This is a genomic window from Burkholderia sp. BCC1988 (assembly GCF_905339895.1).
Taxonomy (GTDB): domain Bacteria; phylum Pseudomonadota; class Gammaproteobacteria; order Burkholderiales; family Burkholderiaceae; genus Burkholderia.
Genome location: NZ_CAJPHA010000040.1, coordinates 14,468 through 40,018 on the forward strand (window position 1 = coordinate 14,468; position 25,551 = coordinate 40,018).

The window sequence follows — 25,551 nt, forward strand, 5'->3', positions numbered from 1 at the left end:
ATGTAGGAATTTTCCTAATTCTTCCAGTAAATATCCTGAATTAATTACAAACTAATTACCACACCCATACCATGACGACTTCGTCAACGATTCCACATACCAAACCAACCCACCCGATGCCCCATCGAACTCTCGAACATGGATCCCGCCCAGTTCTGAATATTTCGAGAATTGGGCAAATATTTATTATTTTATTTTAGGCGACAGAAACTGAGTTATGCATATCAAGTCGTCCTTATTTCTGCAGAGTCGGGGCCTTGTCACTTCAGCATAACAATTTCACATCGCCCGACAGAAACCGGTTCCAGTGTTTGACTCGATGTGGTGCGCCAAGACTGCATCCGACCAAACGGCCGGCGAACATTCATCTCATGATTGCAAAAAAAACCGGCCCCACTCTTAGCATTCCAGATCAAATTCCATGTGCGGGCACGCGGACCGAAGTCCGGCCGGAACGGCGCCGACTATCAATGCTTGCGCCCGCCGACGTCAGACAGTGCAGACACTCGGGGCGATCGTCTGATAGTTGCCGTTCATGGACGAACGGCCTTACTGGTTCGAAGCTCAACGTCTGGTTGAGCACCGAATTGTCCGCGATGACAACCCGCCAAATAGCGCGATCCTTACATGACGAAAGAATTCGTCCGTTGTCCGGAACGCCCTCAACGGATCGGCTGATTGAACCCAAGACGCTTGTGGGACGCGTCTGTCCGATGATTGCTTGAAAGCGATGCCCCGAACATCGTCGATAGCTCACAAGCGCCTTGGTCAGATCCCGGCGAAGCGTTTCGATGCGCTATTCCCAGATCCCTTCAAGTCGACTGCCCGGCAGTGGGGACTGATCGGGCGACTCCGCGAAGCTGCCCATCTTTCCGCACGCGTCGACATAACGATGCTTAGGAACCGCGCCGAGGAGATCGTCGAGTTGAAGCAACATTTGCCGGATTGCCGGCATGTGTTCGCCACCGACACGCCAGTTGCGCCCGCCTTCAGCCGCATGAATACTGTCGTTTAACACATCCTCGACTACTCGGAATTGCTCTAGATCATCATCCGAGACATTTTTCCCAAGCAGAAAATATGTCATGTACAGGACGCGCACCAACGCGATCATCGTGTCCGGCGTGCCGTGACCCGCCTCGATTGCCGCAAGCGCCAAGTGATTCTCGAGAGATATCTTTCTGACAATGTTCGCCGGCAACGGCAGGAGCATCTCGCGCGTATGCGGAACTCTGAACGAACTTCTTTTTCGCGTCATGACAGTTCGCCGCCCTCGGATCCGACGGATTCGTCGCCTCGGCCTGCCCCTTTTCGGCAAACCGGGCAGATCAGGGTCGATCCGTCGCTGTACAAAACGTAGGTTCCCTGACGCTCGAAGCGGTGCCCGACATTGCAAACGAACTCGTACCGGGCAGGATACCCCCTCCATATGCGCGACATGCAGCGCCAACCGTTCGATTCCGCTTGGCGCCACAAGGCAAGCAGGACTGCATGGCGTTCGCCTGATTCGAAAGCGCCGTTGTCGTGCGTGATCATTTCCATAAGCGGCTGGTAGTCGATGGCTGCGGCTTCACGATCGACGTCGGTTTTCACGCTTGACGCGATGCCCGCGGTGCTCGGCAGGCAACCCTGCATTAACCTGGTTCTGCAACTGTTTAACCTGCAACTGGGTTTGAACCAGCTTCGTCTGTGTAGCGTCCCGCTGTGCACGGAGATCCTTCACTTGCTCGCGAGCTTCCTGCTCGCGATTCGCGGCAAGTGCAGCCTGTTCGTGAGCTACGTTCAAGTCAGCTTGCAGCCGGCTCTCACGCTCCTGTATGAGCGCCAATCGTTGCTCGGCCTGCGTCTTTTGCGCCTCGAGCTGCGTACGATGCATTTCTTCCACCGACAACTGTTCGGTTCGTCTTGTGAACGACCGGTATACAGTGCTCACACGGTCCTCATCCTTGCCTTTGGCAACGCGCCAAACCTTTCCCTGTTGCAGCAATGCTGCGTAGTACGTTGCCGTTTGCCGGTCGAACAAGAGCTGGGCGTTGTAGCTGCCGTTGGTCGTGCTGCGCACCGATTCCACGGCATCGTGACTTAGCAATTGCTGAAGCTCCTGTACGCTGCCAGTCGGTGCTTCGCCAGTGACGTTCACCGGGGCAGATTCGGAAGTAGAAGGTTGCACCGCAATCTGGTCGACCGCGGTTTGAGCGAGTACGACGGTGCTTGAACCTGCGAATGCAGTAAAAGCAAGAAAAAACGAACGGAGAACTAGGCGTTCGGTGAGAGTCATCTTTTGAGCCATCGGTTTAATTTGGGATTCTGTACTTGCATGACGTGCATGCGCCGCAGTTCGTCTCAATGCTTCGCTCAGAGCAGCGCCTTGCATGCTCTGGTCACCTGCGCTGTCATGTGTTATGTCAGCTGACGGGGTCGAGTGTGCTATCCGATGCACAACGAAATCGATGTGATCGGATTCGAGTCATGAAAATGTGAAATTTCGGCGTTGGTCTGGTCTCCCGCCATGCTGTCGGCACGCCTGCGTCCCACGCTGACATATCAACACTTGTGTCTGTCACACCTACGTGATCGCCTTCAAGAACATCGAACAGCGAATGCACAATTCGACGCGGCTCGGGTGACATGCTGACCTCCACGCCTCGACATGCTTTCCCTTCCGAACAAACGACGCTTCGGATGCCCCACGCGCGCTGACGCGTCTGCGCGAATTCTAGAAGTACATATACGTTCCGAGGCTCAACAATTGTCAGAAGTCCGTGTCCGTGACAGGGCAATCGCATGAAGGGGCTTACCAGCCAAGGAGTTGAGCGCGATAGTTGTCGCTGGTGGCGGCCTTGAGCCGGCGGATTTTGAGGCCCGCCTTGGTTTGCGTGTCCTTGCGCAGCAGGTTCATTGTGATGCGGCGCAGAATTGCAAAGTTCTGCGCCGCATGTTCGACTCGCACCCTGCATTGATCTTCGCCGAACGCTACGTCGAGCACCCAGTGCATCGAGTTCTCGATTCGCCAGTGCGAGCGCACGGCGTATGCAATGCGCGTTGCATCGGGCGGCAGGCTGCTCACGTAATATCGGCGCTCGACCGTCACCGTATTGCCGATCTCGCGCGTGGCCTCCACCATCACGATCGAGCGCATGCCTGGCCAGAGCGCGGCCGCACGCCATGTGTTCATCACGTCACTAACCAGGCAACGACGCGTTTCGATCCGGCCGTGGTCCTTCTCGACCTCCCGATATTCACTCGAACAGTCCCATCGATCTTCGGGCTGGAGTCGATCGAGGGCTTCGAGCGTCGAGCGAATCTCCACCAGCAGCGTCGGCTGGTTCTCCTTGACCGCCAACACATAATCGGCACCGCTCGTGACGAGTTGCCGGGCGATCGCTTGCTGGCAGCCCATCGCGTCGATCGTCACGATCGCGCCCTTGAGCAGCAGCGCGTCGAGCAATTCCGGAATCGCCGTGATCTCGTTACTCTTGTCGGCCGTGCGCACCTGCCCCAGGACAACGCCCAGGCCGCTTCCAAAGGCCGAAACAAGGTGAATGGCACGCCCCCCATTGCGATGTGAGCCACGGACCGTCTTGCCGTCGATTGCGACGAGCTCGCCGGACAACGTCGGAAACGCGCCGCTCATCCAGCGCGTGAAGCACGCCTCGAACTGACGCGGGTTGAGGGCCGCGAACACCCGTCCAAACGTGTCGTGCGACGGGATGCCGTTGCGCAGCGGCACGTAGCCGCGTAGCCACTCCAGTTTCTCTTCACCCCAGATCTGAATGGCTACCCAGCTATCCGCTCCCGATAAAATCGCGCACAGTGCCACTACCAGCATCTCTGACAAGTCGTGGGCAGGCGTTCGGCTGCGCGGATCGCGCAACTCGCCGAACGCGTCTTCGATGCTCAAGGCTTGCGTCTCCTCCATCCGATGCCTCCGCAAAAGATAGTAGTAAACGCTTGATTCGCCTCGGTTTACAACCCCGCGCGTAACTCCTTGAATGATATGAACGTCCCCCACCCGTCAGTGGTGAAGAATCTGGCAGTGAGGAAATGCGGGAGGCGGATCCTCACGGGCCGACGGCATCAAAGTGCCCAAAGTAGAAGATCATCAAGGTCTTCAAAGACAAACCGGAGGATCCGAGATGAAGCTTACGCCCGTTGGAGTCGACATCGCAAAGAACGTCATCCAGGTTCATTGGGTTGATCCCGATACTGGTGAGATCGTGAACAAGGCGATCAAGCGCGGCCGGTTTCTTGAGTATTTTGTGAATCGCTCACCTTGCCTTGTTGGAATGGAGGCATGTGGCGGATCTCAGCACTGGGCTCGTTGTCTGATCCGGATGGGGCATGACGTGAAGTTGATGCCGGCGAAGTTCGTCAAGGCGTTCAACATCGGCAACAAAAATGATGCTGCCGATGCACGAGCAATCTGGCTCGCGGTACAGCAACCCATCAAGGCTGTCGCAATAAAGACAGAAGCGCAACAGGCGGTGCTTGGGCTGCACCGCATGCGGCAGCAACTGGTGAAATTCCGCACGATGCAGATGAACAGCCTGCGTGGCCTGCTGACCGAATATGGCGAAGTGATGGCCAAAAGCCGGGCTGCACTGGATAAGGGGATACCAGACGTATTGGCACGACTTGCCCAGCGCCTGCCGACAATGCTAAGAGGCCAGTTCAAAAACCCCGTGAGGGGCTGTTTACTTCCTCGGCGAGCTGTTAACCTTGGGCACCAGAACAACGGAAGCCCAAGGATGGAAGCGCCGATCATTGACGACGAACTGTGGATACTGATCGAACCATTGCTGCCGCCTGCGAAGCCTCGTGCGAAGAGCGATCCTGGTCGTCCGCGCGTGTCCGATCGTGCGGCGCTCAACGGCATCCTGTTCGTGTTCAAAACGGGAATTCGCTGGAACCACTTACCGACTCGGCTGGGCTTCGGCTCGGGCGCAACTTGCTGGCGGCGATTGAGCGACTGGCAAAAGGCTGGTGTATGGGACCAACTGCACGAGTTGCTGCTCGACAAGTTGCGTGCGGCCGGCCAAATCGATCTGTCATACGCTGCGGTCGATTCATCGTCCGTGCGCGCCGTTGGGGCGGGCGAAAAACTGGCCCGAACCCCACGGATCGCGCGCGACCGGGTTCCAAGCACCACATCCTCGTAGACGCCAACGGCGTTCCCGTCGTCGCAATCCTGACTGGCGCGAACGCCAACGACGTCACGCAGCTGCTGCCGCTCGTTGATACGATTCCACCAATTCGCGGTGTCCGTGGCCGACCGCTTCAAAAGCCCGGCGTCGTCTACGCCGATCGCGGCTACGATTCCACCCGACACCGTCGCGCGTTGCGCGAGCGCGGTATCAAACCCGTGATCGCGAAGCGCCGGACCGAACATGGCAGCGGTCTCGGCAAGTATCGTTGGGTGGTCGAACGTACGCACTCCTGGCTCCACAATTTCCGTCGCCTACGCACGCGCTTCGAGCGACGTGCCTACATTCACGAAGCATTCCTGAAGCTTGGCTGCTCGCTCGTCTGTTGGAACATCTTCAGGCGAGCTGAGCAGGGTTTTTGAACTGGCCTCTAATCGATTCACTGCGGGAACAGTGGAACGGTTTGACGAAACTCGACGATCAGATCGCCGGAATTGAACGACGACTGCGGGATTGGATGAAGCACGATCAGGCCTGCAAAGCAATCGCCGAAATTCCAGGAGTCGGATTATTGACAGCGACGGCAGCAGTCGCAACGATGGGCGATCCAGCTTCATTCCGGTCGGGGCGCGAATTTGCCGCTTGGCTGGGGCTCGTGCCCGCGCAGACCGGGTCTGGCGGAAAAGTTCAATTACTCGGTATCAGTAAAAGGGGCGACACCTACCTGAGAACCCTGCTCGTGCACGGGGCGCGTAGTGTGTTGCTGCATGCAAAGGAACGCGGAACATGGATCGAGCAGATCGGTAAGCGTCGTCCGAAAAACGTTGTCATTGTTGCGCTAGCGAACAAGATGGCAAGAACGATCTGGGCCATGCTCGCCCACGGTCGGCCGTACCAGAAGGAGTACCACAGCACACGTGTGGCATGAACGGTAACAGGAAACGGACAAACAACGCTTATCCGGGAGAATACGTCCCAAGGTTGCGCAGGCGATCGACAGTGATGACAGACTAGGTAGGACCGTGACTCGCTCAACCTGAGTTAACAATTGAGCCTGGAGCTCGATCCTTGAATGAGGCGCGAGTCAGCGGATTTCATCGGGGCCCGCAGCAATCGAGGCTGCAGAAAGGCCGAATGTAGAGCTGCAACCCATCCTGTCTGCATAACTATCGGAAACCTGCTCAAACGGGGGACGTTCATGTAGATTGTTAACGACCCTTCATGCGATTGCCCTGGTGTCCGTGTGAAAGTCGATCAAATTAGACGAATATCCACTCTGTGCACTATGTGCACGCATGCAAGTCGACCACTTCGCGCGATGCAGGATGCGTACGTCGGCAGTAGGTGCAGGAGAGCATCTACCGGTCTCTGCACGCCCTTCCCGCAGACGTCATCGACACATATACTTGGATGAGCTATCTGAACGGCAAAGCAGTGTCGATTGAAAGAGCGCACATCAGGTCAGTGAGCGTCCAGCCGGCACGATGCCAAATGCGTCCGCACGCCATTCGTTTGCGTTGCGGCGTGCCTGGGATCCTCCGCATTCTTCCTCAAGCAACTGCGCCTGCGTATCTGCCGCCGCATGTTCAAGCACTCCCGGACGCCAACCGGACATCGTCCGCAGTGACACGATAATCTTTATACGACTGCATGCAGCGGCATGGGTCGACGCCACGGCGTCCACGCGAGTCACCTGACAACGTCTCCTCGTCAGGACACGGCTTGATTTCGCGTTTACGTCGTCTCTACTTTGAATAAAAAAGGCGCGACGATCGACCGCCGCGCTAAGGTGCCCCGATCCAGGCGAGGATGGAATCAAGACACGAGGAGGGTTGCATCACATCCGGCCTCGCGAGCTTGTATGCGCGCTGCGGAGACCTCGCTCGATTCGCATCCGAACCGGTTAACTGACGCTAACGCATCGCGCAACGTACGCTCGAGATCAAGTACCGCGAGTCGCCGACCCAAGGACGGAAAGCGTCAATTTCGTCGACACCCGATGATTGCGTGTTTCGAGATCGCTGGCGGAGCGATTCCCATCACCTACCGGGTCCGTCATTGCGGTGAAGGTCGCAATTCGCCCGACGTGAATCGTCACCATAAGCACTCCATTTGCCAGATTCCGGGAATCGGCTGAGGCGTGTGTCGCCACGAAACCGGCCGCCACAAATACCTCGGTCAACCGTCTCACCATTACATTGATCCGGCGTGATCCAATTGCGTGGCCAACGAATCGATTCGTGACTTCATCGAGTCTCGCACTGGTGACGCCACCGGGCGGTTCGAATGGCTTGCCATCCGGCGACATCAGGACAATTTTTTTGACCAGAACAATCGGTGTCGATTCCACGATGTCATCAATCGCGGCGTCCGGGGAGATATCGAGTGTCGTCTCCGATGTCGGCACAATTCTGAACGATGTGGACGACGGCTCGAGCACGCTCTGACGAGATTGATCGAGCCGCGGATTGAGCATCGTTTGCGTCGGATGTTCGTCCATACTCGTGTTCTGAGACAAGGTCCGACCATGAGCAGGATGATGAGCAAGCCATGCAACGCAAACGACCAACGCCGACGCTCCCACCCAGAGCTTGAACAGTACGCGCATTCTCACCTCGCATTCACCCGCTTCATCGACTTTGCCGGAAGTGGCGCCTTTTCCTGCGGTCCTGGTGCAGTCTCCAGGACAACAATCAACGCTACGACAAGGCCGACAATCACCATGCCGGACATGCTGAGCAAAGTTCTATGCATATCGATTTCGCCAGACAGAGATCCCTGAGGCCCGAGTGATCGCGCGCCTGAATTCAATTCCATCTCGCCTGCGATTTTCCGCATCGCCGCTCGTGCCGGATACACGATCCTGGAACGCCAACGCGTTGCTGATGATCGCAGGGCTTCCCATGCTCACGCTACTGAAGTCGCGATTGGCAACGTCAGTGGTCTCGCTCACTCTTGTTCTGATCGTGACACGAGCTGGACCAATGGAAGATCAATAATTGTCAGCGCCGAGATCCTCGCCAAACTTCAGACATTGAAGATCTCACGCTTCATGACAAGTTCAGCATCCCTCCCCCGCTCCCGCACGTTTCCCGCGACCTTCTGCTCCATAGGCACCCAAGTCGCCAACTCGACGCAAATCACGGGCAGTCGTGCCGCTCGTGTCACCAAATAGAAGGTGCCTGGCTCACCGGTAGAACACCGTTGGACCGCTACCGACGATGACGCGATTGCCTCCTGTCCGCCAGTCTTCTTGCGTGGGTTCGCTTCATTCACGTGCATGACGATCCGCAGTTCGCAAGCTTGCAAAAAAGTGAGGGCCGTCCTCGCGGACGGCCCTCTCGCTCCCTTCGCAATGCCTCTTTGACCAAAGAAGGCAGGTGTCATTCTAACTATTTCGAACCACCGCCGGACATATTCCGGCTGGGTTTGACAATTGTTGAGCACCTGGAATGACAGTACAGCGATTGGTTTTCAGAACCGATGGAACATGGAAAATTCACGGCACTCGAAACGAAAAGCCCCTGCTGAAACAAGTCAGATCAGTGGCTTCGTACTTGGCGGAGCGCAGCACGTGCTCCGTCAAGTCAGCAAGCGATTAGAACTTGTGCCGAATGCCGACTCGCGCGACGACCTGTGACGTGCTCGACGAATACCCCCCCGCACCGACGACACCCACCAGACCTTCCGAATTTTCCGAGCCCTTCTGGTAAACGGCCTGCGCATACACGTCCGTGCGCTTGGACAGGAAGTAGTCCGACATCAAGCCGATCGTATGGAAGTTCGATCCGACACGGTCACTACCCGCACTGATCGTCATGCGCGTGTAGTCATACATGGCCCCAAGGGACAGCGCCGGCGTAACGAAGTACTGAACGTTCCCCTCGACATTGAGGAATCGGAAGTACGACGTCGGATTCTGCATCACCGACTCGCTGACCATCACACCGGCAGTAGCCGGGCCGAATGCATAGCTCGCGCCCAAACCGCCCGTGCGTTGCTTCTGAAACGTGACGTTAACCGACTGACCGGCCACTACCGTGGCAATCCCGCTCAGCAGCGAGGTCACCGGATTACCTTCGGTCTGAGCGCCAACGCTCGTGACATTTGCATTCTTCAAGTCGAGGTACGCTGCAGCCACGGTGAACGGGCCGTTCGAATAGCGCGCACCCAGGCTCCACGCACGATTGTTCGCAAAGCCCGTCGAATTGCTGAAGCCGTACAGACCGCCGAACTGAAGGCCGTTGTAGTTCGCGCTCGTGTACTTGATCGAGTTGTTAATGCGGAACGAATTATCGGTGTTGTCGTTGTCGAACGGATGCGAGAAGAATGCGCCGCCCCAGTTTCCATTGGCGGTCATCGGCCCAAGATAATCGACAACGGAGTCGTACTGGCGGCCCAACGTCACCGTTCCCGCATTTGCCGACGACAAACCAACGAACGCTTGACGGCCGAACATACGACCACCCTGGCCCAACGCTCCATTGTTGACGTTAAAACCGTTTTCCAATTGGAAGATTGCCTTCATGCCGCCACCGAGTTCTTCGGTGCCTTTCAGACCCCAGCGACTGCCTTGCAGCACACCGCTCTGCATGGCGAGAACGTGACCATGCGTGAAATTGCCGTTCGCGTCCACGCCGGTCGCGACATTGTTCGTGTAGCTAAGACCCTCATCGATGATGCCGTACAGCGTAACGGAACTCTGTGCGTGCGCGATGCCAGAAAAGGCACCCAGAGCAGCAAGTGCGAGCAGAGATTTTTTCATATTAATTCGGTATCCGAAGCGCAAATTTATTTGAAAGGAGCCAAGCTGTCCGCTTGAGCGGAGCCATGCTATCAAATCGCTTCGAGATATCAAAACATGCGTTGTTGCTCAGCGTCGCTTCCCTAAATACCTTTAAATCCTGACAATTGTTCGCAAAAACTCGGGTGAGATCATCGGAGGATCTCCGATCCGAAGCTCTGGATTGCATTGGAGCGTGATACATGGCGTATGAGTTGCGTCACGTGCATCGATCCTCGTTAGGTCCACAGCAACATGCGTGTGATGCGCCCCTTTTTTCCTTGATCTCAGGAGAGCGTGAAATTCCCGGGGTGACAGTGATAATGCTGCCGACCACCCTGATGGTCGGCAACGTGGATTGCGACCGTTCCGATGTCGACAAAAATTTGATCCCATTGCGATTTCCACTATGTCTCCGGGAAAAGGACCGCACGGTCATCGTCTGCACAAGTGCACATGGCGAAGTGTCTGAGTGCAACTCATGTCCCGGTGCTTCGGAGCGTGACGTCCGGATGACGATGCCCTCCGCCAAAAAATGCACATGGAACATCGCATCACGAGAAACGCCATCTTCTTGCCAGTGCCAGCTTCACACGGCTTCATGGCTCAGCGCATATTCGGCGACGGTGGTCGGCTTACCAAGCAGCCGACGTACGTCATCTTGTGCCAACCCCCGAACGACTTTCGCAATGTTCTCCGCAGTCAATACTTGCGTGACCGAAACCAGATGACAGTCTGGTCCAAAGTCGACCATATAGGTCGCCGCACCACTCGGGCCGTGGGGATACTCGAATCGCTGCGCGCCGTCCTCACCCTACCAGACAATTTCTGGTTTGCCAGCCTGGCATCGCACGTCGTCGGTCGTCGAAACGCCTGGTTGCAAGTTGCCAAATGCGAGCGCATCGGGCTTGATTGCGCTAACCGCGTCCACGACTTTTTGCTCGTCGCATCCGGTTATCGAAACCCCCACTGAAAGCGCGATCGCCAGCGGCATCAAGAATCCGCCTATATATTTCTCTTTCAGCTCGGTTCCCTGGTGCCTACAAACACGTCGCGTCAACAACGTCGCGAATAGTGAGGTCACGTCGCAAATGCACATTTGCCATCGCTCACTCAGTGCTTGATTTGCCCGATGGGAATGGCATTCACCAAGATTGCATCCAGAGTCGCCCACGTGACAAAGATCGAAATGACGATGACCGCTATCGTCGCAAGCGGAATCCAGCTTGACTCAGTCCAATGCGGCTTATAGTCGGCCCGCTCGTGCGACCGAGCCATTCGCTTGACATCACCGATGCCACCCGAGCATTCGTGTTCGCCCACGATTCTTCTTCCTGTCCTGAGGTCAATCGGACTCACTGCCCGCATAACGACTGCCGGTGGACCATTCGTCACGTAGACCGGTTTCACGAGCATGCGAAATTGGGCCATGTGACGGGCGGTCACTACCCAGCCGTCCCGAGGGGGACCGTACGCGAACCTGCAAGGCAAGTCCACATCCGCTAACAATAGTTAAAAATATTCGATAACGCCAGCACCTGCAATTTTTCGACAATTCGCGGCTTTTTTCACTGCATTGAATAATGCGCGCGCCCGCCTTGTTAGAAACCGCAACAACCGGACGTCGCAAAACGGACTCTCGGTGTGATCCCACCCTCGCAGCAATCGAGGAACTGATGGCATGTAGTTTGCCCATCCCGGCCCCGTCATGTGCCAGCTTTTCGACGCGTGGCGCGTTTTGGCTTCGTCGGTTCCACCACCTTTCGAAACGTGATGGAGATCCGGCGCCCACGCAGCGCGGCGCCCTCCTTCTTTCGCTTCGGAATCTCATGCGTCCACTTTTCGCGGACCTCTCCATCCAGCACGACCGCGCTGCGGCGCTGCAGTAGCCGCTCGACCTTGTGCGTTCCGTCGAGAGTCCGAAACAGCATGCTCCAGGATTCGACCAGGCTGATTGTCGCGATAGCGCCGCGAAAGCATTCGGGACAATCAACATGTTTTGCTATGCCCTGATTCCCGACGTATTCATTGACGATAACCTGATCCGGCAACTCACTCACAAGGCCGTCCCTTACCAGGCGCTCTGCCAAGTCTGCCGCCCATCGTGGAAGCGGGCCGAGATAAGATTCAGGCTTTATCTTCCGGTCCCGGTAATCGTACTTCCAACCGTAATGCTGCACCCTGCGCGTAAGGGTATCGAGCCAATCACCACGCTCGATCTCGGCCAGCAATGCACTTTCCTCATCATCCGAGATGAAGTCGGCTATCGTCGACAGCCCCGTGGGGTCATCTGGCAGCTGGATAACCGGCGTCGCAGCGACGCTGTCTTGCCCCTCCACCGACGGAGACAAATTGTCGCCAAGGTCTCGTTCCTCGGACTGCCCTGAGTCCGGCACCGCCGGGAGTCGTTCCGCGACACTTCCGGCCGCAATCCAGTCTCTGAAGCGAGCGACGTCCAGCACATCGTCGAAAGAAGCGTTCTCGTTGAGGATAATGCGAACTTCGCCCTTGATCTTCATGCGACCGGCCGCCTTGCTAACGGTCATCCTGCCGTCCCCCGATACGGCAAGGTCGGTGTCGGCAATCCGTAGACACCGGTGCAGGCAAGACGGCTGCAATCGCCTCGCAAGATCGAGCGCCACCCGATAGGTCGGCTCGTCCGACAAGTTCGCTCGAAACCACTCTCCACGGCGACTTGGCTTGCGGTCTGCCCACTTCTTGCCAGACTCAACGAACTGTACTCTGTCGCCGCCAAGCATCCATGACGGCTTCGGCGCAAACAGATCGGGCCAAACCGAATCCGGCTGATCGTATCCGGCAAAGAGTTTCCAGGTGCGTACGGCAAGCAGGTTCCGCGCAGCGGCCCCCCCGCGGAACTGCGGGTCGAGGTCCCGCATCCCGGTGACAAGCCCCGCAAGCATTGCCCCGGTCCACCACACCGCCGGCGACATTGCGGGGAGTTCGTCCAACCAGGTAACGAACTGGTCCGCCGTCGGTCGAAGCAACACCAACTGCAATGCAAACCCTAAAGAATCTCGCTCACCCCGTCGAACATCGATCGCCATCGCATCCGACAGCATCGCATGGGTATGCTTCCCAAGGTCCGATAGCGATTTGGCATCCGCTCCCAATAGCGTGGCACTCTCTACAATCGCATCCAATACTTCGGATGGCCGCCACTCCTGCCGATAGTTCACCGCGCCGAGAACTTCGCGAATCGCTGCCCACAACGGCATCTGAACGGCGTCAGGCGTCACGTGAGTCCACAGCGGTGCTGAGAGCCAGGGAGCGCCCAGTGCAGTCGCGGCATTTTCGTTCGACGCCCCGGTCCACAATGACTGGCAAAATAAATCGAGCCACGGATCGATGGTCGGAACGGCCCATAGGGCCATCATCGCCGCACCACGGATCGCATTCCACTGATCAGGCGGGGAATACAGCCATTCGCAAGCCGGTGAATCCAACGCAACAGGATTACAAGCGGTCGCCCGAATTTCGATCTGCTGCGCCGGCAATTCCACGTTGCTGAAACCCTTGGCCATCGCAAGCAATCGTGCGCGCTCCCGCTCGGTTGCAACCGAGAACGCCGAGACCGCCGATAAGGGTATAGGGCCCGGCCAGCGGACTTCCGCGTCCCGCGGTCCGATTGCATCCAGTGCCGCATCGCGCCACCGCCCATCTCCATACACCGCGATCGGCCACGGGGGAAGCTGGGCGGGGTCGACCCATACCATCACCACGAGGCCTGCGGATGCCATCTCACCGCATGCGGCATCCACGCCCAAGCGTACGCCCCGGGTATCGACTCGTGTGGGCCACCACTCATCGACAAGAAAACGCAACCAGTCTCGACTATCAAGGGCAAACACCAAGCGACGTGAAACAGCGTTCGCCGTGTTCTCTGACATCCCGGCTCCGCCCTCCAGCGATAGCCAGTCCATCTGTGTCGAAGTCGAAGTTTGTCTTGTCATCTGGCAAGCAATGCTGGACCCGGCAGGTCGGCGAGTTGATTGTTGTTCAGCGCATCGGGACCATCGACTAGCGTCAAATAATTCCGTGCACGCGCGCACAGCATGTACATGCGCCGATAGTCCTCACGTGAACCGCACGGGAGCGACCGATGCAAATCTTGCAAATATACAACATGGAACTCCAGTCCAATTACCGATTCGCTGCTCAGCACGGTGATTCCCGGTTCGAGCAAGCGGATATCTTCAGGCGCCCCCGTACCACCGTTGATATAGGCATCGATCCGCGTGCCTTCAGGCAACATCATCCTCAACTTGTCCCGAACTTCCAGTACATCATCGCGACGGAACACAATTACGCCGATGGCCTCCGCGCGGTTCTGGCGGCGGGTAGCAATGAGTGTGACGAGTTCATCCCAAGTTTGCGATCGAACGAGTCGTGGCAACTCGCCACCACGGCCGCGCTGCACGACGCCCGGCGGCAAGATGCGGGAACGATGGAAATGCTCGGCCACTGCTGCTATCTCCGCTGTATTTCGATGATTCGCCATCAGCCGTTTTGGTTTCGGCATGCCAGCGCGGCAAATATCACGCAGAGACGCGCGCTGTGAGTCGGTAGTCTGATCCTCGTCTGCGAAAACGGTCAGATTCTTCGCGCCAAAACGCACGGCCCAGTGGAAGAATTCCGCGGGAAGATTTTGCCCCTCGTCGACAATGAGATGATCGAGCTGCGGTGCAGCACCGGCAGCCGCGAATACCTCGATAATCGTATTCCAGTCGTAAACAAAAGGATAGAACTGCGGCAAATTCTGGTGCGTGAGACCGTGATAGGCCCTGCCGACGAAGGCATTCATGGTATACGACTCGAGCCCTTCTCCATCCAGTTGCGCCGTCAAGGCCGCAAGCATCTTGTTTCGCGTCACCACTAGGACACGCTTGCCCAACTCCTTCAGGAACTTTGCCCGCAGAACGGCAAGACTCGTTTTTCCCGAACCGGGTGGTCCCGCGACAAATAGGTTTTCATCCGGGTCATGCTCATAGACAAGCATCTGCTCATCGACCAAATCGTCGAGTTTCGGCAACTTCATTGGTGCATCCTTCACATATTGATGATGTTCTGCGCCGGTCTGAACAACAACGCGTAGTGCAAATCCTTCGGTGTCTTCGTGGTGTCGACGAAGCGCTCCACAAAGTCGGCCTTCACTTCAAATCCCTCCCGCATCAGCGAATCACGAAATGCCGGAAATTTGGCCCGGGCAGCAGCATTTGCACTGTTCGTATAAAGCACTGCGACGGGCCCCGGCCCAAACCTCGTTAGAGCCCCGAGAATTGACGCCACCAGTTCGTCAACAACCAGCGTAGGGCTGGCAAGCAGGTACGAAGCCACGACCACCACCCATTCACCACGAACCGGCCCGAAATCGAGTTCGTCCAGGCTCTGCCCGAAGGCCCATGTGGTAAGTGGATGAAACGCGCCACGATGCCGCGCGCCAGTCGCAAGCACACCGCCGAGCTCCAGCATGCTAGGGGCACGGTCAATCCCAAAGTATCGAAATGGTTCACGAGGACCGATCGACGCAGCGAATGCCAATCCCGCTGTAAAAGGACCGCACCCGACGTCGATCACTGTCGGACGCGCAATAACCTGCTCACCGAGCAGCCGATCAAAGGCGTGACACAATTCGTCAAGATGTCGGCCCTGGTTGTATTTTGCGTACAGGAGCGCCCTGTCGTACGCGCTCAGATGACCGATTTCAGATGTGAAATCGGCTTGCCCTCGCCCGATGACGTCCCGAAAAATCTGATCTCGCGGCCACCCTAGCAAGGTGGACGCAGTCGTACGCTCGTCAGCGTCTATCGGCTTTTCAATAACGTCACTGATCAACTGCTTCAACCAATTTCGCATGGCCCTGCCTTGTTATTTGATGGTTCTCGGCAATACATGGAGATGTGTTTGACGCGCGGCGCTTCACCAAAACGCCCAGAAGCCGTACCCCTATCGCTCATGATTCTTCTTAGAGGCCAGTTCAAAAAGACCCTCGAGGGGCTGTTAACTTCACCGGCGACCTGTTAACCTCAAGCATCTGAGCAACGGGATCATGAGGGATGCAAGCGCCGATCGTTGATGACGAATTGTGGATACTCATCGAGCCATTGCTCCCGCCGCCGAAACCGCGGTGAACGAAGAATCCAGGACGGTTTCCGGTTCCGAATCGGGCAGCATTGAACGGCATCCTGTTCGTGCTCAAGACCGGCATTCGATGGAACCATCTGCCAACCCAGCTCGGCTTCGGTTCGGGGGCAACCTGTTGGCGCCGACTTCGCGACTGGCACGAAGCCGGCGTGTGGGATCGCCTCCACAAACTATTGCTCGCCAAACTGCGGGCGGTCGACCAGATCGATTTTTCACGTGCCGCCGTCGATTCATCATCGGTACGGGCTGTTGGGGCGGGCCAAAAACTGGCCCGAACCCCACTGATCGCGCGCGACCCGGCTCCAAGCACCACATCGTCACCGACGCCAACGGCACACCTCTCGCCGCGATCCTGACTGGCGCGAACGTCAACGATGTTACGCAGTTGCTGCCGCTGATCGACGCGATTCCATCGATTCGCGGCCTGCGCGGCCACCCGATTCAACGGCCTCGCGTGGTCTACGCCGATCGCGGATACGACTCCGAGCGGCATCGGCGAGCCCTGCGCAATCGCGGTATCCAGCCAGTGATCGCGAAGCGCCGGACCGGACACGGCAGCGGACTCGGCAAGTATCGTTGGGTGGTCGAACGCACTCACTCCTGGCTCCACAGTTTTCGTCGCCTACGCACTCGCTTCGAGCGACGGGCTGACATTCACGAAGCATTCCTGAAACTCGGTTGCTCGCTTGTCTGTTGGAACATCTTCAGGCGTATCGAGCAGCCTTTTTGAACTGGCCTCTTAACCCACAGGCGAGACCTACTGGGAAAATTGCCACCGGTCGACCAGTCCGCCGCGTCAGGATAGCGATGGCCGGATGCGCTACTCCCCCATGTCCTGGCCGAATCGCCCAATCGGGCGACCTCGTCGCTCCACCGTTCCGCACCACTCATACATTTGCTGGAATCTGGTTTCGTCGCGTTTGGGATAGCGTCGGCTAAACGCGACATTCAGCAGGTCTCCCTCCTGAACCTCGATGGGAAACTCGATAGGCAGATAAGCATGTTTCCAGCTGTCGGACGTCTCTCCAGCGTGTACGTCGCCCCCCGATATATCCAAGAGCGTGACGCCCGAAAGCTCGGCCATGAAGTAGCACTTGAAGCCGGTCAAAAGACCATCCGAATTTATAACGTAGGATGACTTACGAATATAGGTAGCAGGCTGGTCCCATTTTCCAGAATAGTGACACATTCGTTGCGGAGCACTCAGGTATAGGTTGCTCGGAAGAATGCAGTCGTAGTACAAGTTGAAGGGCGATCGCGTGCCCTTCGCCCGATATAGCTGCGTGATGTCGTATCGCGGCGACAGGCTTGAGACTGCGCCATGACACAGGTGTGTGTGCGCCTGGGTTGCGGCCACCGGCACCATATAGGACGAGACCGACTGCGGCACGACTCTTCCACCGGGCTTTAGAAATCGTCCGATCGCATCCTCGAGAATCGGTTGAAAATTCTCGTTATCCGCCATGTTTCCGATGATCTCCGAGACCAGCACATCGGCGGGAGCATCGAGTTCGACATCGTAGGACATCCGGTTTACCGGAACGAAGCGATCCCCGTATCCCGCAGCGTTCATACGGCAGACCGCCAAGTCGAGAATCTCCGCGTTCATCTCGATGCCGATCACCTGCTGCGCACCGGCCTCCATAGCCCACTGGCTCAGAATACCGGTTCCCGTCCCAAGATCAACGACGCGGTCACCCGGCTGTACCGTATCCAAAATCGCCTCCCGGTAGGCCTTCATACGCAACTTGTCGTTGAGCATCAGGTCGTGGAATGCGTGATCCCATCCGAGAAGTGATTCTGACAAGGGAGTCCACAATTGCTCGGCCATATATTGCATGTGCTTATCCTCTTCTCGTGATTTCATTGACGGAGGCTTCATCGTCGAATGGCGTAGCTCCACGCGCATCGACACATTCACCCGAAGAGCGCTTTACATTCAGCACACCGCATTCGAAACCCGCGAGCTGCTTGCCCGATTCAAGGCAGAAAACCGAATGATGCAGTGGGCACGTGATCGTCTTGCGGATCACGTTGATATACCCGTAACGAAGCTTGCCCGCGCGATGAGGACAATATTGAGGAACCGCGTACTGGCGTCCGTCGATGATGAGCGTAAAGAAGCCCACCTCCTCGTAGTCACTATCGTCCATCATCATTCGATTTGCAGTATTCGATCAGCCGTGCGAGTCGCGCCTTCATCACCGCATTCCGGAATGCCATATCAGTGATGTAGCCCATCAATCGGGCACCTTGGCAGGCTTTCGCGGCGTCGAGTACTGCGGCCGTGTGCATGGCCGCAAGCAGTCGCTGACCTTCCTCTGCATGAAAGCCATCAATATGCTGGTGTTCGGTGTAGTAACCGTGCGCCCGCACATTCAGCCGCCGACATGCCTGCGCGTAGCACTCGAAAAATCCCGGAATCGCTGTTTCGAGGTAGGTCAACGCGCCGGCAAAATAGGACGCATCGTCGGCGCGTAGTGTCAGCCAGAAAAAAAGATTGACGAACTCGAAACTCAATGTATCAACTCGTTCCAGATATGACTCGAGTGATGTCGACATGCCAAGTTCGCGCAGCAAGTCGACGTAGAGCGTCGTATGTGCTCGACGCAGATTGCCCGAACCAAATTCGTCGATCATGATCCGCAATAGTGGCATTTGCGCTTCTAGCGGCAAACGAGGAAGCGCGTAGTAAAAGACCTGCGCCTCGGTCAAACCATCAATTGCGAACTCCTGTATCAGAATACGGAACTCATCCGAACGCATCTGTTCCGCCACATAGTTGGCTTCAGGCTGAGGCGCGTTCTGTTCCGCCGCGATCTGCCATCTCAGTGCCGCTCTCAGTTCGGCCAGAGAGGTCGGGAGCGGCAGTTCCGGTAGCTCGCCGAGCCTGCGCGCAATCCATTCACGCTCGAAGGCATCCACGTCCGAATCTCGATTCAGGGGCGCCTGCAATCGCGCGCGATTGGCAAGATACAGGTCCTTCTGCGTCAGCGTCCTCATAGCTCGTTCAATGACCTGCAAGCTTGGGAGACGAAATGACACCTCGCCTGAACAGTTCCGCTTTGACGTGCATGTACCAGTCGGGGCTGAGCAACGAATACGCAGTCGTGAGTTCGTCCAAGATGGCCCTTACCTCTTCGTTTGCCAGGGCAGTTGCAACGCGACAAAGCGCCGGCTCAAGATTCGCGAGTGAGACGACACAGCCATCGGCGGGAAGTCCCAAACCGAGATGCTGCTCCCAGCCGACGAGATACTTCAAGCCGTGCTGCTGAAGCGCCGTAATAAGATTGGCGTCGGGTGTAGTCGCCGACGAGTCTTTGATACCGACAACACGCCGTAACGATGCAACAGCGAGCAGGGTCTCGACTGAGGTTTCGTTTTCGGACAGGCTCGACTCATTGTAGATATAGATGTCTAGATCGACGGCATCGTGTACGCGTCGATAGTGTTGGAATATGGCATCCTGGTCGACCGACGCCCCGAACGGCGAGGTCAACATGACGCCAGCGGCCCCCATCTTTTTTGCGTGGTTTGCGAGGTCGATCACGTCTTCGGTTGTCGGCCGCTCAATGCCAACAACAACACGATGATTGCCCGCATGCTGAAGCGTAAGCGCGAGCATCTCAGCCCACTGCTTGTCGGTCAGGCGCCAGCCCTCTCCGGACGTCAGACACGGGATATATCCGCCCGCCGAGAAACGCAACGAGTCGAGCAATCGCGCGACACTATGTCCGCACACCCGCCCTGTGGCGTCGATTGGAGTAATCAACGGGACAACTACATCACCGGCCATGAACGTGATCCTCTCCATTGTGAGTGAAAATTCGAGACGCCTCGTACAACACCTGCAACTCGGCCGGAAACGCGACAGGACCGACCTCTATGATTGGCGCAATCCAGGTCCGGCCTCGCAAGACATCGAGCCCTAGCAGCACGGGATCATGGGTAGCGAGCATTCCGTCGCTGCGGAGCACCTGCGCCACCAGAAGTGCGCGCTCCGGCGTCAGGGACTGCAGTTGCGCATTGCCGCGCGCGATGTCTATGTCGTCGTACATGTATCCGTGACGCTGAATGGCCATGTCGCTGTGAAGCCGATCCATGAACGGGTAGTAAAGATCCTGAACTTCGCGGCGCTTCGTCCAGATGATCGCATCACAAATTCCGATCTGCTCGTAATTCATTCTCGGTCGCGCCGCAAGGTTGCGGGTGAAGTAGTCGAGCGACCGCAGGCGACGGTCCTCGTTGCCGTCATGCATGCCGAGGAAAAAGCTGGCGTCGATGAACAATGGGGACTGGATCAATGCATCAAATCCTGAAGGGCGCCACGAATAACCTCGACAGCCGACGAAAACACCGAGGTCTCGCGAGCAAGCGCAATGCGGATGTAACGCTGCCCTCTCACTGGATTGCTCCAGTAGAAATGCCTGCCAGATAGCACGTACACATTACGCGTCAATAAATAAGCCTGGAGGGCGTCCGCACTCCAGGTTGGATCGGTGATTTCGAACCATGCGACGCTCGTTTCTACCGCTGGCGTCAAATAACGCAACAAGCCGCCCATGAGTTGGTTTCTGGCAAGGTCCCTATTCACACAGAGCAGATCGCGGACCGACGCAAAGCCGTCACGGCCGCTGTCTCGCACGTACTCGGTAACCACTGTCAGCACAAACGGGGAAACATTCAGCAGCACGCTTGTGACAATCGGATAAATATCATCATTCAGACTGCGGCTACACATGATGGTCGCGCACTTGGCATCCTGCAGCGGCCAGGTCTTACCGGTGTCCTCCATTGCGATGTATCGCACCCCGGAATCTTCCAGGATCGCGTACACGTCGGGGCGTGGGTGGCCGGATGCAAGAATGAATGCCGCAAAACAGAAATCCACGATAAGAAGTTTGTCGTGCTCCACGCAGAATCGAACAACTTCGCGGAATGCATGATCGGACGGGACGAAAAGGCTCGTGCCCGTCGGATTGTTGGGATCCACCAGAAATACGGCATCAAGGCTCTCCGTACGGGCGGCGAGGTTCTCATAAATTCTCGCGGTATCCCGAAAGAGCTCTTCGCGTAGAGGCACCATCGGAACTTTCGTGTGCTTCATCAGATCGTGTAGGTTATCGAAGCAAGGTTCGATCAGGCCGACCCTCATCCCCTTCTTCTGCAAGTAAGTAGCCGTGATATGCATAGCGATCGACGCCGCATAGACGAGATAAATCTCGTCCCTGCGTTTTAATGCTCGATATTGACCGTGCAACGAATAGAATGCATCGATAAAATCCTGCTCACTCTTGTGCTGTGATTGATTTTCCGCCCGATACCAGAGATCGGACAAACCGGCAACGATCTCGCGTTGCGTGCGGCTTTGATTTTGGTGTGTGTGGGCATCTGCGAGGTTGTAGCGCGTGCGAAGCGCCGCGATTTCATGCTGTGTGATGTCTCCTTTTGGCTGAGCACGATCGATGATCGAGAACGGCGCCTCAATTACTTGTTCACTCATGAAACTAATCCTTTGTTGTGCGGATTTAATGGCGTAGCGACTCGACTCAATATTGAGCAGAACGAGGTGCTATCGCTGCGCGATTGCGAATGCGTGTTGATAGTGCCGAGCCGCGTTTGAGCAGAAAACCCATCAGCAGCTCCTGATAGTCGGCCGCGACGGCCACGCGAATAGATCGCCGATTGGCCAACTGTTTCCGCCACGCGCTAACCCGGGGCACTCTCGCGAAAAACCCGAAGTCATCGATTTGCTCGAACACGTCGAAATAACGAAACACCGGACCGAAAGCAGCATCGACGATGCTGAACCTCTCTCCGGCGAAATACGGCCCCGCCCCGAGAGCAATCTCCAACTGCCCGAGTTGCCTCTGAATTTCCCGGACTTTCTGGTTCAGAGCAGATTCATCCGGTGCCGAGTAAAATGCCGAAATCGTATTCAGCTGCGCCGAAGCAAACTCTATCCACGCGCGATGCCGTGCGCGCTCAAGGGGGACCATCGGATGGAGCCGCGGCTCGAGCGTCTCGTCGAGATAATCACAAATCACGGCCGACTCGAAGATCGGTACATAATTGACGACCAATACCGGCGTCTTGCCCAATGGCGATATTTCGCGAAACCAGTCCGGTTTGTCACTCAGGTCAACATCCGTTCGCTGGAACGACACGTCTTTTTCCGTCAATATGATGACCGCTCGTTGCACGTATGGACAAAGCGCATGGCCAATCAGGTGATACAAGGTCGTATTCATGTCGTCGCCTCCTGATCAGGCTACTCTTGCCGAGAAGCGCGAACTGCGGCACAACACAGATGCGCCATCGCCAATCAGCCAGACTGAGACCCACGTGATGACAAGGAACACCGGATATTCCCAACCGCCTCCCGGGCTCGCATGCACCCAACCGTTGCGCATATGCACCGAAGCTGAGCACACCATGACCGGAATCAACAGCAAAGCGATCTGCCGCGCGTAGATTCCCAGTACCAGTGCGATGCCACCGGCCAGCTCGGCGACAAAAACCGGGGAAGCCAAAAATCCCAGGAAACCGACGCTCTGAAAATATTTCGCAGTCCCCGGCAGCGTGAACACGAGCGATTTCAACAACGCGTGTGCAATCCACATCACCCCTAACGCCACGCGAAGGAGCAATGCACCATACGCGGCAGAAGTATTGTTGGTTGCGGTCGCTGAGCTCATGACGGGTGCCTTTGACATATGTTTGCAGATCGGCACCCAATTTATCATTGCGTCGACGCTTCCCATATGAGCACAATTACAAGCGCATATTGCACAAGTGCAATGGACAAAGGAGACCAAAGTGCAATTCAAGCTGAGTGCCGCAGATCTCGAGATAATCCTGACGCTTGCCCGCACCGGTACGCTGGCACAGGCCGGCGAGCGGCTGGGCGTGGATGCCTCGACAGTATTTCGTAATCTGCAGCGGGTCGAGCGAGGCCTGGAGCAGCGTCTGTTCGAGCGCACGCGCGCCGGCTATCGTGCAACGGAGTTCGCGCTCAAGTTGGCGGAGCACGCGGAACAGATAGAAGTACAAATCGAGTCAGCGCGATCGATTGCGCAACACGTTCCCGAGCAAGTGACGGGAACGGTTCGGATCACCACGACTGACACGATCTTGCATGCGCTGGTGGGGCCGGCATTGAAGCAGTTGGAAGCCACTCATCCGCTGCTCGCGTACGAACTGCATACCGGTAATGAAATTGCCGACCTGGCGCGCCACGACGCCGACATCGCCGTTCGCGTTACCAGGCGCCCACCGGAATACTTGGTGGGCAAGCACGTCGGCCCCATCCACGTTGCGCTTTTCGCGTCCCGAAGTCGCGCCGCGCCGAGTTATGAAGATGTGATGGCGGGAAAGGCGCGCTGGATTGCGCCCGACGAAGCGCTCCCAGGCCATCCGTCTGTCATCTGGCGCAAACGACACTTTCGGAAAGTCATTCCGCACTGCAAGGTCAACAGTATCCTGACCGTCATGGAACTCGTCGCGCTGGGCATGGGTGTAGGAATTTTGCCCATGTTTCTAACACGCGATCGTACTGATCTGATCCAACTCACCGACGTGCTACACGATTGCCAGACCGAACTTTGGGTACTGACGCACCGGGAATCAAGGCACTTGCGGCGAGTATCGGCCGTGTTCAAGTACTTGGCATCAACGCTGACAATCTGATGAATTCCGTCATGTTGCTTCGAAAGCGACCATACAGCTGTCCGGCTAACGTAGAGAAAGCGTGAGCCGCGTCAACATGGGAAAAGTCAAATCTTGCACGGATCGCTCCATGTCGACGATCTCCATCCTGGGAAAGCGCCGAAAGAACCGCCGCAAAACGATTTCGCCCTCGAGCCGCGCTACTTGAAGCCCCATGCAGAAATGGGCACCACTGCCGAACGCCAAATGGCGGTTGTTCGGGCGATCGATAAGGAAGCGGTCTGGATCCTGGAACTGCCGTTCATCTCGATTTGCGGACTGCAACCCGAGCAACAACCGTTGCCCTTTTTTGATGTGGCTACCACCAACCGTGATCGCCGCGCTAGCATACCGCTGCCTGAAGTGGACAGCACCGTCATAGCGAAGCACCTCCTCCCACGCCGAACCTGCAAGTTCCGGTGCGTCAACCAATCGTGCTCTTTGCTCGGGATGCGTGAGCAAGGCAACGACCGCGTTCGCCATCGTAATCATTGCCGTGTGGTAGCCCGCCATCATGTATCCGAGTAACAGCGTGATGAGCGTGGACCGGGTCATGGCCTTCTCGCGCCCCTCCGCCGCAAGCAGTACAGCGACCGTATCGTCAAGCGGGAGCTGCTTGTCCTTTAGCGAGTCGAATAGCTCCGTCATATGCGCGTAGCAAAATGCGCCGGCTGAATCGGCCCTGTCAAGTAGGCTTCGCGTCTTGCTGGAGACGCTGATCATTTTCATAAGATCGGGGGCGGTTGACAGCATCTTCGCCCCGATTTCAGCCGGCACATGTGCGAGCCCGGAGGCCACTTCGGCAGCCATCGGCGACGCAAATGCGGAAACGAAATCCATTTCCGATTCTCCATCGAATCTCGCCAAATGACGCTCGGCCACCGCCTCCATCCAGACACGCATTTTCTGTACCGGAGCCGGCGAGAATGCGGGCGACATGATCCTGCGCAGAACCGTGTGATCGATACCGTCCATGTTGACCAAGGATTCGCGATAGAACCTACCGGCTGGGCCATTGCCAGCTATTCCTTCCGGAAATGTACCCGGCTCCCGCTGGTTGGTCGCGACAGGATTTTTCAATAGCTCCGCAACGTCCGCGAAGCGCGTGAAGATGATCGTCGATTCGCCGTCGATTTCCGTATGGAATTGGGGAAATTTGTCGCGAAGCATGCGATAGCTCGCATAGCGATCGGACAAAAACTCAGACGACGTGATATCAGGAGCCGAGAACAAATTCATGAGTCGATCGTCCCGAGAGTGGGTTCAAACGCCAAACCAAGCGTCCCCTGACGTTTCCGCTTCCAGCAGCTCGAAACGAGATTCGTCAAGGGTGCTTGCCGAAGTGCACAACGGTGCCTACTTCAATGCAATATCGGACCGTGAGTCAGCCGAACTATTGCGACCGGTATGTGGCGCATCATTTCCAACCTGCCTGACTGCGAGCCACCTTAGGCCGCCACCAGTTGCTCCACGCCGACCGCTTCGGCCAGCGCGAGTGCCTTGCCGGTTGCTTCCCACGAGAATTCCGGCTCTTCGCGGCCGAAGTGGCCGTAAGCGGCCGTCTTCTCGTAGATCGGGCGCAGCAGGTCGAGCATCTTGATGATGCCCTTCGGACGCAGGTCGAAATGCTCGCGCACGAGCTCCGTGATCACCGCATCCGACACGCGGCCCGTGCCGAACGTGTTGACCATCACCGAGGTCGGCTCGGCAACGCCGATCGCGTACGACACCTGGATCAGCGCGCGCGATGCGAGG

The 25,551-nt window shown here is 57.0% G+C and carries 22 protein-coding genes and 4 pseudogenes; 5 read left to right on the forward strand and 21 right to left on the reverse strand.

What is annotated here, in order from left to right:
* Positions 1 to 796 precede the first annotated feature (796 nt).
* From U4012_RS34515 to U4012_RS34530, 4 genes are all read right to left on the reverse strand, one after another.
* Positions 797 to 1,258, reverse strand: a complete 462-nt coding sequence (locus tag U4012_RS34515) for a hypothetical protein (protein WP_321804257.1) — start codon at positions 1,256 to 1,258, stop codon at positions 797 to 799.
* On the reverse strand, positions 1,255 to 1,593 hold the full coding sequence (locus U4012_RS34520) for a hypothetical protein (protein ID WP_321804259.1): 339 nt from the start codon (positions 1,591 to 1,593) through the stop codon (positions 1,255 to 1,257). Before U4012_RS34520 ends, U4012_RS34515 begins: the two co-directional genes overlap by 4 nt.
* Positions 1,571 to 2,374, reverse strand: coding sequence for a DUF2968 domain-containing protein (locus U4012_RS34525; protein ID WP_321804261.1), 804 nt, complete (start codon positions 2,372 to 2,374; stop codon positions 1,571 to 1,573). The genes U4012_RS34520 and U4012_RS34525 overlap by 23 nt, the downstream gene beginning before the upstream one ends.
* 420 nt (positions 2,375 to 2,794) lie before the next feature.
* On the reverse strand, positions 2,795 to 3,919 hold the full coding sequence (locus tag U4012_RS34530; protein WP_321804263.1) for an ISAs1 family transposase: 1,125 nt from the start codon (positions 3,917 to 3,919) through the stop codon (positions 2,795 to 2,797).
* 217 nt (positions 3,920 to 4,136) lie between these two features.
* On the opposite strand from U4012_RS34530, the pseudogene U4012_RS34535 reads away from it, so the two are divergent.
* The 3 genes and pseudogenes from U4012_RS34535 to U4012_RS34545 all read left to right on the forward strand — a co-directional run.
* Positions 4,137 to 4,673 (forward strand): annotated as a pseudogene (locus U4012_RS34535) (IS110 family transposase); the annotation flags it as partial.
* A 75-nt stretch (positions 4,674 to 4,748) separates the two neighbouring features.
* A protein-coding gene (locus U4012_RS34540) for an IS5 family transposase (protein WP_321804306.1) occupies positions 4,749 to 5,566 on the forward strand; the annotation gives its coding sequence in 2 pieces (ribosomal slippage) (positions 4,749 to 5,097 and positions 5,097 to 5,566; 819 coding nt in all).
* 8 nt (positions 5,567 to 5,574) lie between these two features.
* Positions 5,575 to 6,072, forward strand: a pseudogene (locus tag U4012_RS34545) (IS110 family transposase); the annotation flags it as partial.
* Between the two features lie 1,014 nt (positions 6,073 to 7,086).
* Here the strand turns inward: U4012_RS34545 and U4012_RS34550 are convergent.
* The 7 genes and pseudogenes from U4012_RS34550 to U4012_RS34580 form a co-directional block, all read right to left on the reverse strand.
* On the reverse strand, positions 7,087 to 7,644 hold the full coding sequence (locus U4012_RS34550) for a POTRA domain-containing protein (protein WP_321804265.1): 558 nt from the start codon (positions 7,642 to 7,644) through the stop codon (positions 7,087 to 7,089).
* 1,098 nt (positions 7,645 to 8,742) lie between these two features.
* The gene (locus U4012_RS34555; RefSeq protein WP_321804268.1) at positions 8,743 to 9,909 is read right to left on the reverse strand and encodes a porin; all 1,167 of its coding nucleotides are present in this window, start codon (positions 9,907 to 9,909) and stop codon (positions 8,743 to 8,745) included.
* Between the two features lie 508 nt (positions 9,910 to 10,417).
* Positions 10,418 to 10,921, reverse strand: a pseudogene (locus U4012_RS34560) (hypothetical protein); the annotation flags it as partial.
* A 119-nt stretch (positions 10,922 to 11,040) separates the two neighbouring features.
* Positions 11,041 to 11,250, reverse strand: a complete 210-nt coding sequence (locus U4012_RS34565) for a hypothetical protein (protein ID WP_321804270.1) — start codon at positions 11,248 to 11,250, stop codon at positions 11,041 to 11,043.
* A gap of 383 nt (positions 11,251 to 11,633) precedes the next feature.
* The gene (locus U4012_RS34570; RefSeq protein WP_321804273.1) at positions 11,634 to 13,835 is read right to left on the reverse strand and encodes an alpha-ketoglutarate-dependent dioxygenase AlkB; all 2,202 of its coding nucleotides are present in this window, start codon (positions 13,833 to 13,835) and stop codon (positions 11,634 to 11,636) included.
* A 59-nt stretch (positions 13,836 to 13,894) separates the two neighbouring features.
* On the reverse strand, positions 13,895 to 14,983 hold the full coding sequence (locus U4012_RS34575) for an AAA family ATPase (protein WP_321804276.1): 1,089 nt from the start codon (positions 14,981 to 14,983) through the stop codon (positions 13,895 to 13,897).
* A gap of 11 nt (positions 14,984 to 14,994) precedes the next feature.
* The gene (locus U4012_RS34580; RefSeq protein ID WP_321804278.1) at positions 14,995 to 15,789 is read right to left on the reverse strand and encodes a hypothetical protein; all 795 of its coding nucleotides are present in this window, start codon (positions 15,787 to 15,789) and stop codon (positions 14,995 to 14,997) included.
* Between the two features lie 212 nt (positions 15,790 to 16,001).
* Between U4012_RS34580 and U4012_RS34585 the strand changes: the two are divergent.
* Positions 16,002 to 16,819, forward strand: a pseudogene (locus U4012_RS34585) (IS5 family transposase).
* A gap of 90 nt (positions 16,820 to 16,909) precedes the next feature.
* Here the strand turns inward: U4012_RS34585 and U4012_RS34590 are convergent.
* The 8 genes from U4012_RS34590 to U4012_RS34625 are packed head-to-tail and all read right to left on the reverse strand — an operon-like array spanning position 16,910 to position 22,787.
* Entirely contained in the window at positions 16,910 to 17,929 is a 1,020-nt protein-coding gene (locus tag U4012_RS34590; RefSeq protein WP_321804280.1) for a methyltransferase domain-containing protein, read from the reverse strand.
* Between the two features lie 4 nt (positions 17,930 to 17,933).
* Entirely contained in the window at positions 17,934 to 18,248 is a 315-nt protein-coding gene (locus U4012_RS34595) for a Rieske (2Fe-2S) protein (RefSeq protein ID WP_321804282.1), read from the reverse strand.
* The gene (locus U4012_RS34600) at positions 18,232 to 19,092 is read right to left on the reverse strand and encodes an iron-containing redox enzyme family protein (RefSeq protein WP_321804284.1); all 861 of its coding nucleotides are present in this window, start codon (positions 19,090 to 19,092) and stop codon (positions 18,232 to 18,234) included. Before U4012_RS34600 ends, U4012_RS34595 begins: the two co-directional genes overlap by 17 nt.
* Positions 19,093 to 19,099: 7 nt before the next feature.
* Positions 19,100 to 19,885 (reverse strand): dihydrodipicolinate synthase family protein, encoded by a 786-nt coding sequence (locus tag U4012_RS34605; RefSeq protein WP_321804286.1) that lies wholly within the window; start codon positions 19,883 to 19,885, stop codon positions 19,100 to 19,102.
* Positions 19,875 to 20,393, reverse strand: a complete 519-nt coding sequence (locus U4012_RS34610; protein WP_321804288.1) for a DUF6190 family protein — start codon at positions 20,391 to 20,393, stop codon at positions 19,875 to 19,877. The genes U4012_RS34605 and U4012_RS34610 overlap by 11 nt, the downstream gene beginning before the upstream one ends.
* Positions 20,390 to 21,592: a pyridoxal phosphate-dependent aminotransferase gene (locus tag U4012_RS34615; RefSeq protein ID WP_321804290.1), complete on the reverse strand. Its 1,203-nt coding sequence runs from the start codon at positions 21,590 to 21,592 to the stop codon at positions 20,390 to 20,392. Before U4012_RS34615 ends, U4012_RS34610 begins: the two co-directional genes overlap by 4 nt.
* Before the next feature lie 46 nt (positions 21,593 to 21,638).
* Complete coding sequence (locus tag U4012_RS34620; RefSeq protein WP_321804292.1) at positions 21,639 to 22,340, reverse strand: glutathione S-transferase family protein; 702 nt, start codon at positions 22,338 to 22,340, stop codon at positions 21,639 to 21,641.
* Positions 22,341 to 22,355: 15 nt separating this feature from the next.
* Positions 22,356 to 22,787 (reverse strand): DoxX family protein, encoded by a 432-nt coding sequence (locus U4012_RS34625; protein WP_321804294.1) that lies wholly within the window; start codon positions 22,785 to 22,787, stop codon positions 22,356 to 22,358.
* A gap of 121 nt (positions 22,788 to 22,908) precedes the next feature.
* Between U4012_RS34625 and U4012_RS34630 the strand changes: the two genes are divergently transcribed.
* Positions 22,909 to 23,778 (forward strand): LysR family transcriptional regulator, encoded by an 870-nt coding sequence (locus tag U4012_RS34630; RefSeq protein WP_321804296.1) that lies wholly within the window; start codon positions 22,909 to 22,911, stop codon positions 23,776 to 23,778.
* A gap of 45 nt (positions 23,779 to 23,823) precedes the next feature.
* On the opposite strand, the gene U4012_RS34635 is transcribed toward U4012_RS34630, so the two are convergent.
* Both U4012_RS34635 and U4012_RS34640 read right to left on the reverse strand, forming a co-directional pair.
* Positions 23,824 to 25,035, reverse strand: coding sequence for a cytochrome P450 (locus U4012_RS34635; RefSeq protein ID WP_321804298.1), 1,212 nt, complete (start codon positions 25,033 to 25,035; stop codon positions 23,824 to 23,826).
* A gap of 209 nt (positions 25,036 to 25,244) precedes the next feature.
* Positions 25,245 to 25,551, reverse strand: a 307-nt coding sequence (locus U4012_RS34640; protein WP_321804300.1) for a methionine adenosyltransferase domain-containing protein, incomplete at its 5' end; no start/stop codon positions are given.

Excerpts from the sequence above, each read along its gene's own strand:
- U4012_RS34515 (WP_321804257.1), bottom strand. The coding sequence starts at position 1,258 with ATGACGCGAAAAAGAAGTTCGTTCAGAGTTCCGCATACGCGCGAGATG.
- U4012_RS34525 (WP_321804261.1), bottom strand. The coding sequence starts at position 2,374 with ATGCAAGGCGCTGCTCTGAGCGAAGCATTGAGACGAACTGCGGCGCAT.
- U4012_RS34530 (WP_321804263.1), bottom strand. The coding sequence starts at position 3,919 with ATGGAGGAGACGCAAGCCTTGAGCATCGAAGACGCGTTCGGCGAGTTG.
- U4012_RS34550 (WP_321804265.1), bottom strand. The coding sequence starts at position 7,644 with ATGGACGAACATCCGACGCAAACGATGCTCAATCCGCGGCTCGATCAA.
- U4012_RS34555 (WP_321804268.1), bottom strand. The coding sequence starts at position 9,909 with ATGAAAAAATCTCTGCTCGCACTTGCTGCTCTGGGTGCCTTTTCTGGC.
- U4012_RS34570 (WP_321804273.1), bottom strand. The coding sequence starts at position 13,835 with ATGTCAGAGAACACGGCGAACGCTGTTTCACGTCGCTTGGTGTTTGCC.
- U4012_RS34575 (WP_321804276.1), bottom strand. The coding sequence starts at position 14,983 with ATGAAGTTGCCGAAACTCGACGATTTGGTCGATGAGCAGATGCTTGTC.
- U4012_RS34590 (WP_321804280.1), bottom strand. The coding sequence starts at position 17,929 with ATGCAATATATGGCCGAGCAATTGTGGACTCCCTTGTCAGAATCACTT.
- U4012_RS34595 (WP_321804282.1), bottom strand. The coding sequence starts at position 18,248 with ATGATGATGGACGATAGTGACTACGAGGAGGTGGGCTTCTTTACGCTC.
- U4012_RS34600 (WP_321804284.1), bottom strand. The coding sequence starts at position 19,092 with ATGAGGACGCTGACGCAGAAGGACCTGTATCTTGCCAATCGCGCGCGA.
- U4012_RS34605 (WP_321804286.1), bottom strand. The coding sequence starts at position 19,885 with ATGGCCGGTGATGTAGTTGTCCCGTTGATTACTCCAATCGACGCCACA.
- U4012_RS34615 (WP_321804290.1), bottom strand. The coding sequence starts at position 21,592 with ATGAGTGAACAAGTAATTGAGGCGCCGTTCTCGATCATCGATCGTGCT.
- U4012_RS34620 (WP_321804292.1), bottom strand. The coding sequence starts at position 22,340 with ATGAATACGACCTTGTATCACCTGATTGGCCATGCGCTTTGTCCATAC.
- U4012_RS34625 (WP_321804294.1), bottom strand. The coding sequence starts at position 22,787 with ATGAGCTCAGCGACCGCAACCAACAATACTTCTGCCGCGTATGGTGCA.
- U4012_RS34635 (WP_321804298.1), bottom strand. The coding sequence starts at position 25,035 with ATGAATTTGTTCTCGGCTCCTGATATCACGTCGTCTGAGTTTTTGTCC.